This window comes from Sphingobacterium puteale (genome assembly GCF_050986225.1).
Taxonomy (GTDB): domain Bacteria; phylum Bacteroidota; class Bacteroidia; order Sphingobacteriales; family Sphingobacteriaceae; genus Sphingobacterium; species Sphingobacterium puteale.
In genome coordinates this window covers 2,323,947-2,338,119 of sequence record NZ_CP158959.1, presented here as the reverse complement: position 1 = coordinate 2,338,119, position 14,173 = coordinate 2,323,947, and the positions used below count along the sequence as shown (strand labels likewise).

Below are 14,173 nucleotides of genomic sequence, written 5' to 3'. Positions count from 1 at the left end.
GCAGGGGATATTTTCGTTATTTTCAGGTATCAATCAACTAGTTTAAGAAGCTCGTTCCCAAAGGTGTCCCAGCTATATTTTTTCTTTTCGTCTAATATGTTTGTCCGGAATTGAGCTTCCTTATCGTAGTGATAGAAAGATACGATTCCATTGACGATACTGCTCACATTGGGCTCAACTACATAACCTACGCTGCCGTCCTGTACCAGTTCAGGCAAACCGCCTACATTGCTTACAATCATGGGTAAATCAAAGTGATAGGCAACCTGCGTAATTCCACTTTGTGTTGCAGTTCGATAAGGCAACACAACACAGTCAGCAGCCGAGAAATACCGACCAACCTCCTGATTGGGAATAAAATCAGTATGCATGTAAATCACATCCTTCAAATGATATTTTTTGATAAGTGCCAAATAAGGTGTCGGGTCTCCGTAAAACTCCCCTGCCAATAACAATTTGATATTTAGTTCCCGGACCCGGGCATCCGCTAAGGCTTCCAGTAATAGATCCAGACCCTTATATTGTCGAATAAACCCAAAAAATAGAATAACACGGTCCCCCTGTTGAATATTGAGCAACTTGCGGGATTCAGCTTTACTCATGTGAAGACCATAATTATCATATAAAGGATGAGGTGTATAAACAGCTGGCATCCGCGGACTCAACATCTTTAAGTCAGCCAGTACACTTTTGCTCATGGTGACACAGGCATCCACAGATTTCAAAAAATAGCGGATCAAAAATTTATCTCCAAAACGCTGCTCATGCGGAATAATGTTATCCGCAATACAGACGATCTTGGTGTATTTATTTTTTCGCACCTGCCGTTGAATTGTACCTAAGCAGGGACCAAAAAACGGCATCCAAAAACGGACGATAAGTAGATCATATCGAGCCTCCCGCAGTTCCCTTCCTATCCTAAACCAGTTCAAAGGGTTGATCGAATTAACTTTCGTTTTAATATTCAGACCGGGTGGCGCCGGTTCATCGGAGAATTGGGATTTGCCCGGAAACAGAAAATTGGGATATTGTAACGTGAATGAGTAAATATCCACCTCATGCCCCAATTCTTGAAAGTGAGATGCCAGTCGTTCGTTAAAAGATGCGATCCCTCCTCCCCTTAAAGGGTATGCGGACCCCAGAATCACAATGCGCATAGAAATTAAATGACTTTTTCGATTTGATACTCGTTCCGGTCCGAACTACTTCTCGAAACCAGCTCGGCCAAAAATCCTGTCAAAAACAATTGGGTACCTAAAATAATCGCCGTCAGCGCAAAGAAAAATAATGGCTGATCGGTTATATCCCTAAAGGGTGTTCCATTAGCTATACTCATCAATTTGTGGCAGATCAAATAGATTGAAATAAATAAACCTGCAAGGAAACTTATAACCCCCATAACGCCAAAAAAATGCATCGGCCGTTTGGAAAATTTTCCGACAAAGAATATTGACAGCAAGTCTAAAAATCCTTTAACAAAGCGTCCCGGTCCAAATTTTGTTGTACCGTATTTACGTGGATAATGTTGAACAATTTGTTCCTGAATATTCGTAAATCCGGCCCATTTTGCAATAACGGGAATATAGCGGTGCATTTCTCCGTAGACTTCGATATTCTTAATCACTTCCTTCTTATAAGCTTTGAGACCGCAGTTAAAATCATGTAGATTATGAATACCTGACATGGATCTGGTCACCCCATTGAATAGTTTGGTCGGAATTGTCTTTGTCAATGGATCGTAACGCTTTTGTTTCCAACCCGAGACCAGATCGGCACCCTTATTCATAATTCGGTCGTATAACTCCGGAATTTCATCGGGGCTATCCTGCAAATCTGCATCCATAGTGATGACCACATCGCCCTGGGCTGCTGCAAATCCAACATTTAAAGCAGCGGATTTACCATAGTTACGTCTGAATTTAATGGCTGAAATATTGCCATTTTGTGCTTTCAATTCTTCAATGATCTTCCAAGAATTATCCTTGCTCCCATCATCGACCAAAATTATTTCGTAAGAGAAGTGATTAGCCGTCATAACCCGGTCGATCCAGGCCGTCAATTCGGGCAAAGATTCTTCTTCATTAAATAATGGGACAACAACAGAAATATCCATGTGAATGTTAATCATGCTAAAAATGTACTATTTTAATACAAACAAAGGTATTACTTTTCTCAGCAATACCTTATGCACTATATTTTATTTTATAAAAATCTACTTGACAGGCTGAGCGAATACTGGTTTTTCTTTTTTTGAAAGCGCAGACAATAGCAATGCAAACACAAATTGAAACAACAATGTAATGGCCAAACCTTTAAAGATCTGACCCAAGGTTATCTTTCCGATCTCGTCCACCTGCTTTTCCAATTCGGCAATTTTCGAATCAATGACTTCATCAGGAACATTATTCTTTTCCATATACTCAATGGTCACATTAATGGTGTGCGTCACAACCTGTTCCTGCAGTGTAGGATTGACAAAATTAACATAAACCTGTGTTCCGATTGTTGAAATAATTGTCGAAATAGCCAACATCATAAAAATGGATTTAAGTGCGATGGAAAAACTCCAATAACCTCCATTGGCTTTTCTAAGAGAAAAGGAAAACAATGCAGATATAATAACAAATATACCCGTATTGACAATAAATGACATAGACATAACTCCCCAGAAGGAAGTCAGATCCTTAACAACGAACAAGACGATCAGACCAAGAACAAAAGAAATAACGCCCAGAATGACGCCATAGATAATACTCTTTTTCTTGTCAATTACCGCGTCAAATCCGGCATTACTGGGGTTAATTGAATCTGTCATAATTAGTTATTATAATAAGTACTAAGAACCTTATAAAGAGCCAAATCAAATGCTTTATTGTTTGATACCGCAGCGTATTCTTCAAACTGTTGATCACTTGGTTTCAACTCACTAAAGAAACTCATTACCGGATAAAACAATTCATATACTTCGCTTCGAGGATTAACTCCCTTAGCGACTTTGGCAATTTCTGCATACGGGCTATCCACTAGAATCTGATTCGCAATGATATCCTCATAGATTTCATGTTCATCCTGAAACTCATCTTCATCAACCAATAAAAACTCTTTTAAGAAATCATCCAGTTCGGGTTCAATCTCGTCATCTTTACACTCACCTAAATATAGAAAAATATTCAATAATTCAGTTCCACGATCTATGGTCTCGTCTTCAATAGCTTCCCATTCTTCAGAATCCAGGTAGTCATCTTCCAGCTTGAGCACATCATTAGAAAAGAAATTCATCAATAGTAAGTCAACATAGACTTCACGAAGTTCATCAAACAACGGATAATCGTCAAAAGACTGATCCAGAAGTTCCAATTTCTCCAGATAGGTAGCTTCAGTATTGAATACTTGAATGACTTTCGTCAGAAATTCTGGGGCCGTTTCAATCCCGTCAACTTTTCCATAATTTAAAATACCTGCTTCAACAGCAGCTTTTATGTTTGCTTCCATGGTTTAATCGTTTTTAATGATTTGATTATTATTGATGACCAATTCGACAGCCCCTTTTAGTGTCTGTCCGAATAATGGGGAATTTTTTGATTTGGATTTATTTGTCTTTTCATCGAAATTCCAGGATTTTGCAGGGTCAAATAACACTAGGTTCGCCATAGCTCCTGCTTTAATTTGCGGGACAGCCAGGCCCAGAATTTGTCTTGGTCTAACCGCTAGGCTATGTACAATTTGCTCCTCGTTTAATCCGGCACGAATTAACAAAGGTAATACAGTTTGCAATCCTATAATACCATTTTTTGCAATATGAAATTCCACATTTTTAAATTCTATTTCCTGTGGGGTATGCTGTGAAACCACTGCGTCTATGACACCATCCTTTAAACCTTTTATCAGCGCTTTCGCATCGGCTTTGGTTCTTAATGGCGGGCTCACTTTATAGTTACTGTCAAAACTGATAATATCCTCATCTGTAAATACCAATTGATGTGCTGCCACGTCACAAGTAACCCGAAGGCCTTTCGCTTTCGCTTTTTTAATTAGATCTACGGCTTCGGGCGTACTGATCGACGCAAAGTGGATCGGGGCTTCCGTATATTCCGCGAGATATAGATCACGGGAAACCATCAAGGATTCTGCAAGATTGGGAATTCCTTTCATTCCCAAATAAGTGCTCATTGTACCCTCATTCATTTTATTGCCACCCGCCATGGACTCATCTTCGGCATGCGAAAAAATCAGTCCTTCAAATCCTTTTGCATACAACAAAGCCCTACTCATCAGCCCAGCTTGTTGCACCCCCCTATTTCCATCACTGAAAGCAACAGCACCATTCTGTTTCATATCATAGAGTTCGGCCATTTCCTTACCTTCCCGCTTCTTACTAATTGCGCCAATGGGATGTATATCCACAATATTTCCTTTTGCAGCATTGACCACAAGTGCCACCTCGGACCGGCTTTGGATGGCAGGCTCGGTATTGGGCATTACGGCCACGGCAGTGAAACCGCCGGCAGCAGCAGCAGCCGTTCCCGTCCGGATATCTTCTTTGGTCTCTAAACCCGGTTCCCCAAAATTGGCATGTAAATCGAAAAATCCAGGCGATAAAATCTTACCCGTTCCATCGATGGTCTCTACGGTTTTATCAGCTACTTTGATGGTGTTTCCAATCTGTGCAATCTTTCCTTTTTCGATAAGTACATCAACAGTCTGCTGATGATATTCGTTACCCGGTAAAATTACTTTAACAGAAGTAATCAATAAGCTTTTCATATATGAATGTGATTGAAATTAATAGGATGCAAATTGTATGTTGAAGCTTGTAGCGTGTTCTTTAGCAACAAACAAAAAACGAATTTATCACTATAAATTGTATAGCCATAAACAGATTTTTCGCGTGATGCTTTTGATTGCTTCATTTCGAGAAACAAAGTTACAAAATACAATTTTATTATAGAACACTAAAAATAGATTTCAGTGAACATTCATTAGGAATTTTCTCCCCATTGATAATGCTTAAAATCAAATCCGGCTAAACTCAAAATCCGATCGACCACTGTCTCCGCCAACCCCTCCAAAGTTTTTGGTAAGCTATAGAAAGACGGAGAAGCCGGACAAATGATTCCGCCTGCTTCGGTAACCAGTTTCATATTCTGAATATGAATAATACTTAATGGTGTCTCACGTGTAACTAAAATAAGCTTCCTTCTTTCCTTTAACATAACATCCGCCGCACGGGTAGTAAGATCTGAAGAAATCCCATAGGCTATTCTGGACAAGGTCCCCATAGAACAAGGACAGACAATCATGGTATCAAAACGCGCTGAACCCGATGCAAAAGGGGCAAAAAAATCATTTTTATCGTAGAATTTGAAAGGCACGTCCTGGTAACTCTCATCCCCCAATTCAGCCCGCCATACATCCTTCGCATTATTTGACATCACAATACCCACCTCAGCTAGCTGAGATTTTAGCGAATTCAGTTTTTCCAGCAGTAACTTCGCATATATAGAGCCGCTCGCTCCTGTAATAGCAACAACAATCTTTCTTTTGGACATTTCTTTTAAATATAAAAACAAAGCTATAAAAAAAGGGTCGAAGTGAGAAACACTCGACCCTACATCTACCTATGAAAAACATGCCCTTGGGAGGGGCTTAACAAAAGTACATCTACTTTTTAATTTTCAAAAATATTAAATGAATTACTACACATTTGTGTATATAAATTTTAAAAAAACACCTCTTTTAGCCCTGATCCCATCCAAATTATTGCCCCGATTTATATCCCTTACAATTTTTAAGGATTTTATGACAGCTTGATTTCGCAAATAAATTCGTTACTCAAACAGTTATTTTCATTAATAAAACCTATTTTAGTAGGAGAGTTATGCAATTACATTTGAAAATGAACCTTTCTGTTTTAGAACAATATATTGAAGAAGGCAAAAGTCACGACATTGATCTGCTATTGATTGGAAACCCTGAATTATTACAAGAGACGACCAGTCATGGAATTTCACCGTTGTTATTGGCATGTTACTACAATAAACCGCAAATTATCCGGATACTTCTTCAACATACCAAAACAATGACCATCCATGAGGCCTGTGCAGCGGGATTAACAGCCTATGTGGAGGCGATTATCCAACAGGCTCCATCGGTCGTCAATGAGTGGTCTTCCCATGGTTTTACACCTTTGTTACTGGCAACTTATTTCAACAGAGTTGACATTGTCCGTCTATTGTTGTCCAAAAAGGTAAATCCTAATATAGCCAGCAGAAACGAACAACTCTGCTACCCCCTGCATATTGCAGCTTCAAATAATAATGAGGAAATCGGCAAAATGCTCATTGAAGCCGATGCCGATGTCAATGCGATTCAGGCTACAGGTGAGACTGCTTTACATTTTGCTGCGCAACACGGGAATATTGACTTCATTGTTACCTTGCTCGAATTTGGTGCCGATACAAAAATTTTCAACCTCGCAGGATTCAGCCCAGCGGACTTCGCTTTGGAAAAAGGATATAAGGAAATCGCCGAAATACTCGCGAATTAACCACTTCGCAAAATTTCGGCACCAATCCGACAATGAAGGCACTGTCTCTTATCGCAGTACATTTTCTTCAATTGCAATATCGCCTGGCTTTGGGCCGCATTTTCGGCATGCCAGTCAAATTCTCCAAACCGCTTTATGATCGCGTTTTTCTCAACAGGAAGCGTTTCCAAAAAATCAATGGCCTTGTCAATATACCGCTCTATCCCATAATATTTGCCATAAGCGAAAAGAAATAACACCACAACATTAACAATGAGAATATCAATGGTATCTGCCCCTATTCTTCCAGAATGCGCTGTGCACCCCTTACCTTTCGGTAAAACACGAGATTTCCAGTACTCACTTAACTGTTCAATACGAAACAATGAACGTGCATCCTCTAAATTTTCCAGATCTAAGATCATTGAAAAACTTAATGACTTATCCGTAAATAAGGCGACCAACTGTGCTATCCGAAGTTCAGGAAAATTATAAGGTCGCATCCGCAACTTTTTCCACACAGCGCTCATGACCTCCATTCCATGAGCAACCTGTTGATAAACAAACTCATTATAGAGCAACTTAACATGTTCATCATGCGCATTACCGGACAAGAAACCAGCTACTCCAAAAAAAATTGCTTCGATCTTCAAGGTATCCGAACGATACTTTTTCAATAACGATATAGGTAGTTTTTCTCCGAGTTCATGAAATGCCTCTGCATTCACTTTCAATCCCATACACCTACATATCCAGATCCAAAATACCTTTTCCCAATCATTGTCATTATCAGCCAATAGACTAAAGATCGTTTGAACTTTCATCTCCAGCCGCTCATAAGATAAAGCGCCCAACCACATTGTCTTTTTTAGTACATCAACTGAACTTAGCTGCGACTGACAAGGAATCCAGTTTGTCGTATTCATCATTGTCGAATACTTATCAAGCAAATGCTGATTGACGTACACCGAAAGCAACATTGTTGGGATAACACTCCCATCACACCGGTATATGACTTTATCATTTACCCAGACAACATGAAGTATAACATTATTATAAGCTGCATCATCCCGATGATGGTGCCTATCCCAATCCGATGAACGAACATGGAGTTCAATATTTCCATACCATTCTTTGTCTCCAAGTAAGATATGAGACATTAAAAAATCTGGTCCTGCATTCAGGTTATGCTGACCAAAGTTCATCAAAATCAACGGCTCTCCGTCCGTGGACCGCAATCCTATTGTATTGAATAGCCGTAGTTTCCAGATAAACTGCATTAAGTTTTCTGTCATCACCATAAGTGTATACTAAGAAATTAAACTAACCGGCTATGATCTGTAATTTCTTAAATATACAATTTTATCTGCTATTTCACATAAACCATCAGCAAGTCATTGGAGATCATCCGTTTTTCCGAAATCCGTCCATTCAACTTTGGGGCGGAAACACCGCTATGCAATTCTCTCTCCGATTGAAACACGCGCGCTTCATCCCAAAGACCAGCATCAATAAATGTTTGCAAGGTCTTCGCTCCCCCTTCAATGATAATGGACTGCACATCCATCAGGTACAATTGATAAAGGATACTTTGTGGTAAATACAGACCATAATTTTCAAGTTCAATATATTTAATATGTCCTTGCCAATCTGTTTTTTTTGCGTTAAACACAATGGTATCGGCTTTTTCATCAAAAATATTATTTTCAGGAGAAATGGTCAGATCCCGATCTATCAACACACGGATTGGATTTTTACCTTTCCAATGCCTAACAGTCAAACTCGGATTATCCAGTTGAGCAGTATGGGTTCCGACTAAAATTGCATCCTCTTCGGCGCGCCAACGATGGGCCAGTTGCCGGCTTGCGGTATTACTGATCCACACCTGCTTATCCTGCTGACCTATCAATCCATCTTTAGATTGTGCCCATTTTAAAATAACATACGGTCGGTGTTGGCCGATTCGTGTAAAAAAACGGCGATTGAGCCAGATTGCTTCCTTCTCCAAAAGCCCAATTTCAATCTCAATACCTGCCGCTCTCAATATTTCAACACCTTTACCATTGACTTTCGCATAGGGATCCAGACAAGCGACAAAAACCTTCGATGGTTTTAAATCGGCGATCATATTGGCGCAGGGAGGTGTTTTACCATAGTGTGCACAAGGCTCAAGACTCACATAAAATGTACTTGCAGCCAGTAATTCCTTTGCCGTATCACCATACCGCTCCAGCACCTGACTTACAGCATTAACTTCAGCATGGGGACCTCCGTAAGGAGAAGTGTACCCCTCTCCTATAATTTTGTCATCATGAACGATAACTGCACCCACCATGGGGTTTGGACTTACAGACCCTGCTCCTAGCTGAGCGAGATCCAAGCAGCGTTGCATATATTGCCTGTGCATATTCATAATGCAAATCTATGAAAATCGTACCTTTGAAGCATGAGAATACTTCAAGATTTCGAATTATCGTTTCAACATGAATTAAAGTCCATATATGGCAGTGACGAAATAAAATCCATATTTCTACTTGTAGTCGAAGAATTATTGGGTATAAAAAGAATAACATATCCTTTTAAAAAGGATGATATCGTCTGTGAAAACGATGCTCTTCGTTTCCGGAGAATTCTTCAGGATCTCAAAAAAAGCAGACCAATCCAATATATTTTAAATAAAGCAGATTTTTACGGCGAGCTTTTCGAGGTGAATGAATCGGTCCTGATCCCGAGACAGGAGACGGAGGAACTCGTTGATCTTATTATAAAAACACATGCGACCTCATCTCATCTAAAGGTTATTGATGTCGGCACCGGTTCAGGTTGCATCCCAATTATTTTGTCAAAATACTTAAATCAGGCGCAGGTAACCACGGTAGACATCTCTAAAGAAGCGATCCATATCGCCAGAAAAAATGCGCAAAGTTTGGGAGAACCCGTTCATTTCATCAATGCTGATATTTTAGAATGGGATTACGTTTTTTCAGATCAGCAATACGATATTATCGTTTCGAACCCGCCTTACATCACACCAAATGAAAAACAGCAAATGCAGCAAAATGTATTGGCGTATGAACCAGAACTCGCTTTATTCGTTGAGGAGAGTGCACCGCTGATCTTTTATGATGTCATTTCATCCTTTGCCTTAAAACATTTGACACCAAACGGAGACCTTTATTTTGAAATTAATCAATATTTGGGACCGGAAACCAAGGATCTCATCGAGAAAAAGGGCTTCCGGCAAGTACAGCTCATCAACGATATCAATGGTGCCAACCGGATAATCCATGCAAAGAAAAGTATCTAGAAAAAATAATCTTTTTATTTACTAGACAGTTAACATCGGTTAACCAAATTTTAGAACCAATTATTTGGAGCATATCGAAAGAAATTCTACCTTTGCATCACTTTCAAAAACAGAAAGGATTCCGTAGCTCAGCTGGTAGAGCAATACACTTTTAATGTATGGGTCCTGGGTTCGAATCCCAGCGGGATCACAAAAGGCGTTAATTTTAGCGCCTTTTTTCTTTTCACCCTGAAAATCAATGGTTTCTACAAATAATCCTATGAAACCTTGAAACATTGGCGCTCAGCTGAAAAAAAGATAAAAGCCTTTCTCAAATTCCAATATAAAACTGAAGACTTTGCTCTGGAGAATATCAAGTATTCCTTCGCTGAAAAATTCTTCGATTACATGACTCTTGAATTGGAAAAGCCAATCAGCGATGTCACTGCAAAAGGGTATGTAAAAAAACTAAAGCAGATACTTGAGAATTGTGCAAATCACAATTATATCACAAACAACCCAATAAAAGCCTTTGTATGCTATGGCAATGAAAAGGAAATAGAGCCTCTCGAATTTGACCAGATTAATGCTATACAAAGAAAAAAAATCTCATTAAATCGATTGGGAGAAGTAAGGGGTGTAAAAAACAATGTACTTATCTTATATTAGAAAAGCAACAGATAGCCCGAGGAATTAAATTTGATTTCTGATGGCCTCTTCCAATTCTTGCAGTCGCTTAATATACCGCTCAAACCAGAGATTGCCGGCATTGGCTCCTGCAGAAGCAAGATGGAATTCTATAAACCTGGGGATGTCATGAATTACAGAATATCCGTTTTGATATTCCTTTATTAAAATAGGCGGTTCTTTAAAGAAGGTTTCGAGTCGTGAAACTTCACTTTTCCATTCTTGTAAAGTCATAAAATTAATTTTGATTAGATCACTTATTAACCCATATCTCAGAGAAAAAGCACGCCAAGTGTCATTTGCTAATTCAGAAATACTTATGAAAGATTCTTATCGAGCTATGCCTTCTGTTATTGGTAATGGATCGTTCAAAGGAGAAGTACGATCTTCCATCTCAACCAACGGTAATTGCAAATTTGTTGTAGTGTCAGCTTCTTCAAATGCTGTCTCACTCGAAACAATATTAAATTTCAAATTGCTATTTCTAAGTAAAACAATCTCTCCCCCTATTGCCGAACATAATAATAGGTTAGCATCCTGCGATCTTGTTAATGAGTTACAAAGTGAACCGCAGCATTTGATCGATTCAATAATTTTTCCTGTTCTCTGATCAATACAATTTATATAGCCATTATAATACGGTACGATCAGTGTGGATGACGATATCAAAAAATCATTATTATAAGTTATACCCCTGGTATTACCCCAGGGTTCAGGAATATTTAAGCCTTCATCGTCCGTAAATTCGCTAATAAAATCCAGCGAAGGGAATTTATTAACCTGGTAACTAAAAGGTGGAAAACCGCCCGTCGTGACAAATTCCTCGCCACTCTCAGAAAAACTACATGCGCTTGGAGCAAATAATGTGGCTATATATTTCCGGTAAAGCTTTACGGAGTTATCCTTAATTTCGAAAAAACGTATACTTCCGGTATCTTCTGATTCTGTTATTTGTGCTGCAATTATTTGCTCACTCGGATGAACAACTATGTTCTTCGTATACACCTCACATAAAGCATCGGTATTATCCAGCCTGACTAGAGAATTCAGATGATAAAATTCAATTTGGGATGAGCCAGCGTTTGCCGCGATCAAAAGGTTTTTTGAAGCAATAGCCTTGATGCAAGAGTAGCCTCTTAAGTGTGGCGCCAAATTGTTTTGTGCCACGTCCCCGCATGTTCGTGAAACAGTTTTCGTATTAATATTCCATTCAATATTCCTTGTACCATTTAAAGCAAACCAAACGTAGTCTTCTGTAGAAAAACAGGCATCCAAAATAACAAAATCAAATTGCTGGTAGTAAGATAGAATTAATTGGTCGTCTACAATATTAATAATTGCAAATTCACGAGAGTTATCAAATAACACAAGGGCTGTACTGCCACTTGCGTTGATTAAAGATTTTGAAATTTTACGCTTCAGATCTATTGTATTTACTATCTGCATTTGTGGTTATTTTTCTAAGCGCTTATGGATTTTGCAAAAGAGGCCAGATTCCCGCTGGTGACTTTTCAAAATTCGGATCGGATATTCTCATGCGTTCCAATATAATATTTGATTAAATGGGGCATCAGAAAGTTGTATCAAAAAAACCAATGTAGGTAAGATCATTGAATTTCTTTTCAGGTTCGTTTACCTTCATATTGGTATCTGTATAGAAAAAAAAGGCATTAGCTTCCGTAATTCCTGTTGCAATACATGCTTCTTTAACGATTTCCGGTGAGCTAATGTCTTCCATTTCCGCCAATAATTCGCCAATTTCCAGCGGTGCTTCGCCTGCATAATAAATGAAAAGAAAATCTTCATTGAAACTGTACTCCTTTTTCAAATCTTTACTAAACTGGCTTAGCTCTACTTCGGAAGGATTTTTTTCTTTGCCAGTCGAATCGAAAAGAAAAGCCTTTGACTGATCAAAATATTTGTCAAACTCGCTTTGTTTTTTTCTCGTAAACCCAACCCATATATGGGCTTTTGACATTCTAGACATAGACCTTTTTATTTGTTTAGTTATTCATTTTTTCTCGTATAAACTATTCATTATAAAAATAATAAACGTTATTCCAGCGTTTGGGAATCCAGTTATTCTTGACCATTACAGAATCTTCAGTTATGTAAAACTTCATTATAACCGGCCTGGAGGTTTCTATTTTAATATCATCAGCTGCTTGGAGATCAATGACCCTTCCGGAGGAATCCGTTCCGGATATCTCAAAAGAGATATGCTTGTCAGTGAGCATATCGAATAGTTTTTCCACTTCGATAAGCTCATCCTCAGAGTTGGTAGCAGTGGTAATTTTATTCCATAAATAATCTATTTTTTTCATGTCAGTCCTGGATGAGTTGCACGACTGCAGACATGTTATAATAACGGACAAAAAAGATACCCTTTTCCACTGGTTCATGAGACTTTTTTTTAATAAAGTTTATAATTGTGTCTACCATAACATCAGGGTAAATCTAATGAATTTTGAAGTTATTAAAAAGATTAAAACTTCACAGAAGGCATAAATTCGGTCTTTTACGCTGAGTGTCCAAATAAAATCAATGCTCGATTTTATATAATATTACATAAATAAATTAAGCATGATGAAGATTTTTGCGGATTTTGATTTTTTTGCACAAATAAGTTCTTTAAATCAGTACAAATCAGGTCAAAAAAAATGGTACCCCTTTCAGGACCCCTCATTTGATAGACTTTATACAAGATATTATAAATTAACGCATTACCCTTATGGGTTCGAGTCCCAGCGGGATCACAGAGAAAAAGCTAATCGCAAGATTAGCTTTTCTTATTTAAAGGGTTCAGGATTCGGTGGATCATGTACAAAAGCTGTGTATTGGATATAAAATGATCCGATATTTGTGGTTTATTTTTTATGCAGATGCACGGTTCATTTAAAGTCTTAATGCCCTTATTAAGGGATGTGCACAGGAACTGTGGGACAGAGCTAATCTCAACAGGATCACAGAGGAAAAGCTAATTGCAAGATTGGCTTTTCTTGTTTAAACGGGCTCAAATCTACAAAATGAGATTTATAAACATGGGGGTATATTCGGCCAACTTTTGGGCAGAACGGTACTTTTTGTTGCCGATTTTGACACCTAATAACCAAAATCAGAAGAAAATCTAGGCCTACACCCAATTAAAAGGCTATTTTAATGGTAAGCAAACACTTACCGTTGCTAAGGAGAGATGAACAAAACGTCCTTAGCATTTGTTCATCTCTCCTCAACATTTCACCAAATGTCCTCAGCATTTCACCAAACGTCCTCAGCATTTCACCAAACGTCCTCAACATTTCACCAAACGTCCTTGGCATTTGATCGATCGTCCTCAGCATTCGAGCGATCGTCCTTAGCATTTGATCAATCATCCTCAGCATTCGAGCGATCGTCCTTAGCATTTGATCAATCGTCCTCAGCATTTGATCAATCGTCCTCAGCATTTGATCAATCGTCCTCAGCATTTGATCAATCGTCCTCAGCATTTGATCAATCGTCCTTAGCATTTGATCAATCGTCCTTGGCATTTGATCAATCGTCCTTGGCATTTGACCAAATATCCTCAAGGATAACTTGTTTTTGATATCATTTATACTAATGATCAGCGTATATCCGTTGCTTTTGATCTTAAAAGAATGAATGGAGAATTCGAATACTTAACCGATAAACGA

The 14,173-nt window shown here is 38.6% G+C and carries 15 protein-coding genes and 1 tRNA gene; 4 read left to right on the top strand and 12 right to left on the bottom strand.

Going from position 1 to position 14,173, the window contains the following annotated elements; translation table 11 throughout:
* Positions 1–29: 29 nt before the first annotated feature.
* The 6 genes from ABTV71_RS09685 to ABTV71_RS09660 all read right to left on the bottom strand — a co-directional run bounded on the left by ABTV71_RS09685 (position 30) and on the right by ABTV71_RS09660 (position 5,549).
* The gene (locus ABTV71_RS09685; protein WP_121121464.1) at positions 30–1,157 is read right to left on the bottom strand and encodes a glycosyltransferase; all 1,128 of its coding nucleotides are present in this window, start codon (positions 1,155–1,157) and stop codon (positions 30–32) included.
* Between the two features lie 5 nt (positions 1,158–1,162).
* A complete protein-coding gene (locus ABTV71_RS09680) occupies positions 1,163–2,113 on the bottom strand; it encodes a glycosyltransferase family 2 protein (RefSeq protein ID WP_121121559.1) in 951 nt (316 codons plus the stop codon).
* Positions 2,114–2,212: 99 nt separating this feature from the next.
* Entirely contained in the window at positions 2,213–2,815 is a 603-nt protein-coding gene (locus ABTV71_RS09675; RefSeq protein WP_121121462.1) for a DUF4199 domain-containing protein, read from the bottom strand.
* 2 nt (positions 2,816–2,817) lie between these two features.
* Positions 2,818–3,492, bottom strand: coding sequence for a hypothetical protein (locus ABTV71_RS09670; RefSeq protein WP_433903047.1), 675 nt, complete (start codon positions 3,490–3,492; stop codon positions 2,818–2,820).
* Between the two features lie 3 nt (positions 3,493–3,495).
* Positions 3,496–4,764, bottom strand: a complete 1,269-nt coding sequence (locus ABTV71_RS09665) for a dihydroorotase (protein ID WP_433903046.1) — start codon at positions 4,762–4,764, stop codon at positions 3,496–3,498.
* Between the two features lie 215 nt (positions 4,765–4,979).
* Positions 4,980–5,549 carry a UbiX family flavin prenyltransferase gene (locus ABTV71_RS09660; protein ID WP_433903045.1) on the bottom strand — a complete coding sequence of 190 codons (570 nt, stop codon included), beginning with the start codon at positions 5,547–5,549 and terminating at the stop codon, positions 4,980–4,982.
* Between the two features lie 329 nt (positions 5,550–5,878).
* Between ABTV71_RS09660 and ABTV71_RS09655 the strand changes: the two genes are divergently transcribed.
* Positions 5,879–6,547, top strand: coding sequence for an ankyrin repeat domain-containing protein (locus ABTV71_RS09655; RefSeq protein ID WP_245971243.1), 669 nt, complete (start codon positions 5,879–5,881; stop codon positions 6,545–6,547).
* Here ABTV71_RS09655 and ABTV71_RS09650 read toward each other — a convergent pair.
* Together ABTV71_RS09650 and ribD are read right to left on the bottom strand one after the other, a co-directional pair.
* Positions 6,544–7,821, bottom strand: a complete 1,278-nt coding sequence (locus ABTV71_RS09650; protein ID WP_433903044.1) for a DUF2851 family protein — start codon at positions 7,819–7,821, stop codon at positions 6,544–6,546. The genes ABTV71_RS09655 and ABTV71_RS09650 overlap by 4 nt on opposite strands.
* A gap of 74 nt (positions 7,822–7,895) precedes the next feature.
* The gene (gene ribD / locus ABTV71_RS09645; protein WP_433903043.1) at positions 7,896–8,939 is read right to left on the bottom strand and encodes a bifunctional diaminohydroxyphosphoribosylaminopyrimidine deaminase/5-amino-6-(5-phosphoribosylamino)uracil reductase RibD; all 1,044 of its coding nucleotides are present in this window, start codon (positions 8,937–8,939) and stop codon (positions 7,896–7,898) included.
* A 33-nt stretch (positions 8,940–8,972) separates the two neighbouring features.
* Here ribD and prmC point away from each other — a divergent pair, with 33 nt between their 5' ends.
* The 3 genes from prmC to ABTV71_RS09630 all read left to right on the top strand — a co-directional run bounded on the left by prmC (position 8,973) and on the right by ABTV71_RS09630 (position 10,481).
* On the top strand, positions 8,973–9,833 hold the full coding sequence (prmC, locus tag ABTV71_RS09640) for a peptide chain release factor N(5)-glutamine methyltransferase (RefSeq protein WP_433903042.1): 861 nt from the start codon (positions 8,973–8,975) through the stop codon (positions 9,831–9,833).
* 117 nt (positions 9,834–9,950) lie between these two features.
* A tRNA-Lys gene (locus tag ABTV71_RS09635) sits at positions 9,951–10,023 on the top strand.
* A 77-nt stretch (positions 10,024–10,100) separates the two neighbouring features.
* A complete protein-coding gene (locus tag ABTV71_RS09630) occupies positions 10,101–10,481 on the top strand; it encodes a phage integrase SAM-like domain-containing protein (protein ID WP_433903041.1) in 381 nt (126 codons plus the stop codon).
* Positions 10,482–10,505: 24 nt separating this feature from the next.
* On the opposite strand, the gene ABTV71_RS09625 is transcribed toward ABTV71_RS09630, so the two are convergent.
* From ABTV71_RS09625 to ABTV71_RS09610, 4 genes are all read right to left on the bottom strand, one after another.
* Entirely contained in the window at positions 10,506–10,733 is a 228-nt protein-coding gene (locus ABTV71_RS09625) for a DUF6965 family protein (RefSeq protein WP_121121447.1), read from the bottom strand.
* A 96-nt stretch (positions 10,734–10,829) separates the two neighbouring features.
* The gene (locus ABTV71_RS09620; protein WP_433903040.1) at positions 10,830–11,945 is read right to left on the bottom strand and encodes a hypothetical protein; all 1,116 of its coding nucleotides are present in this window, start codon (positions 11,943–11,945) and stop codon (positions 10,830–10,832) included.
* Positions 11,946–12,069: 124 nt separating this feature from the next.
* Complete coding sequence (locus tag ABTV71_RS09615) at positions 12,070–12,477, bottom strand: immunity 22 family protein (protein ID WP_433903039.1); 408 nt, start codon at positions 12,475–12,477, stop codon at positions 12,070–12,072.
* A 52-nt stretch (positions 12,478–12,529) separates the two neighbouring features.
* On the bottom strand, positions 12,530–12,823 hold the full coding sequence (locus tag ABTV71_RS09610) for a hypothetical protein (protein WP_121121441.1): 294 nt from the start codon (positions 12,821–12,823) through the stop codon (positions 12,530–12,532).
* Positions 12,824–14,173: the final 1,350 nt, after the last annotated feature.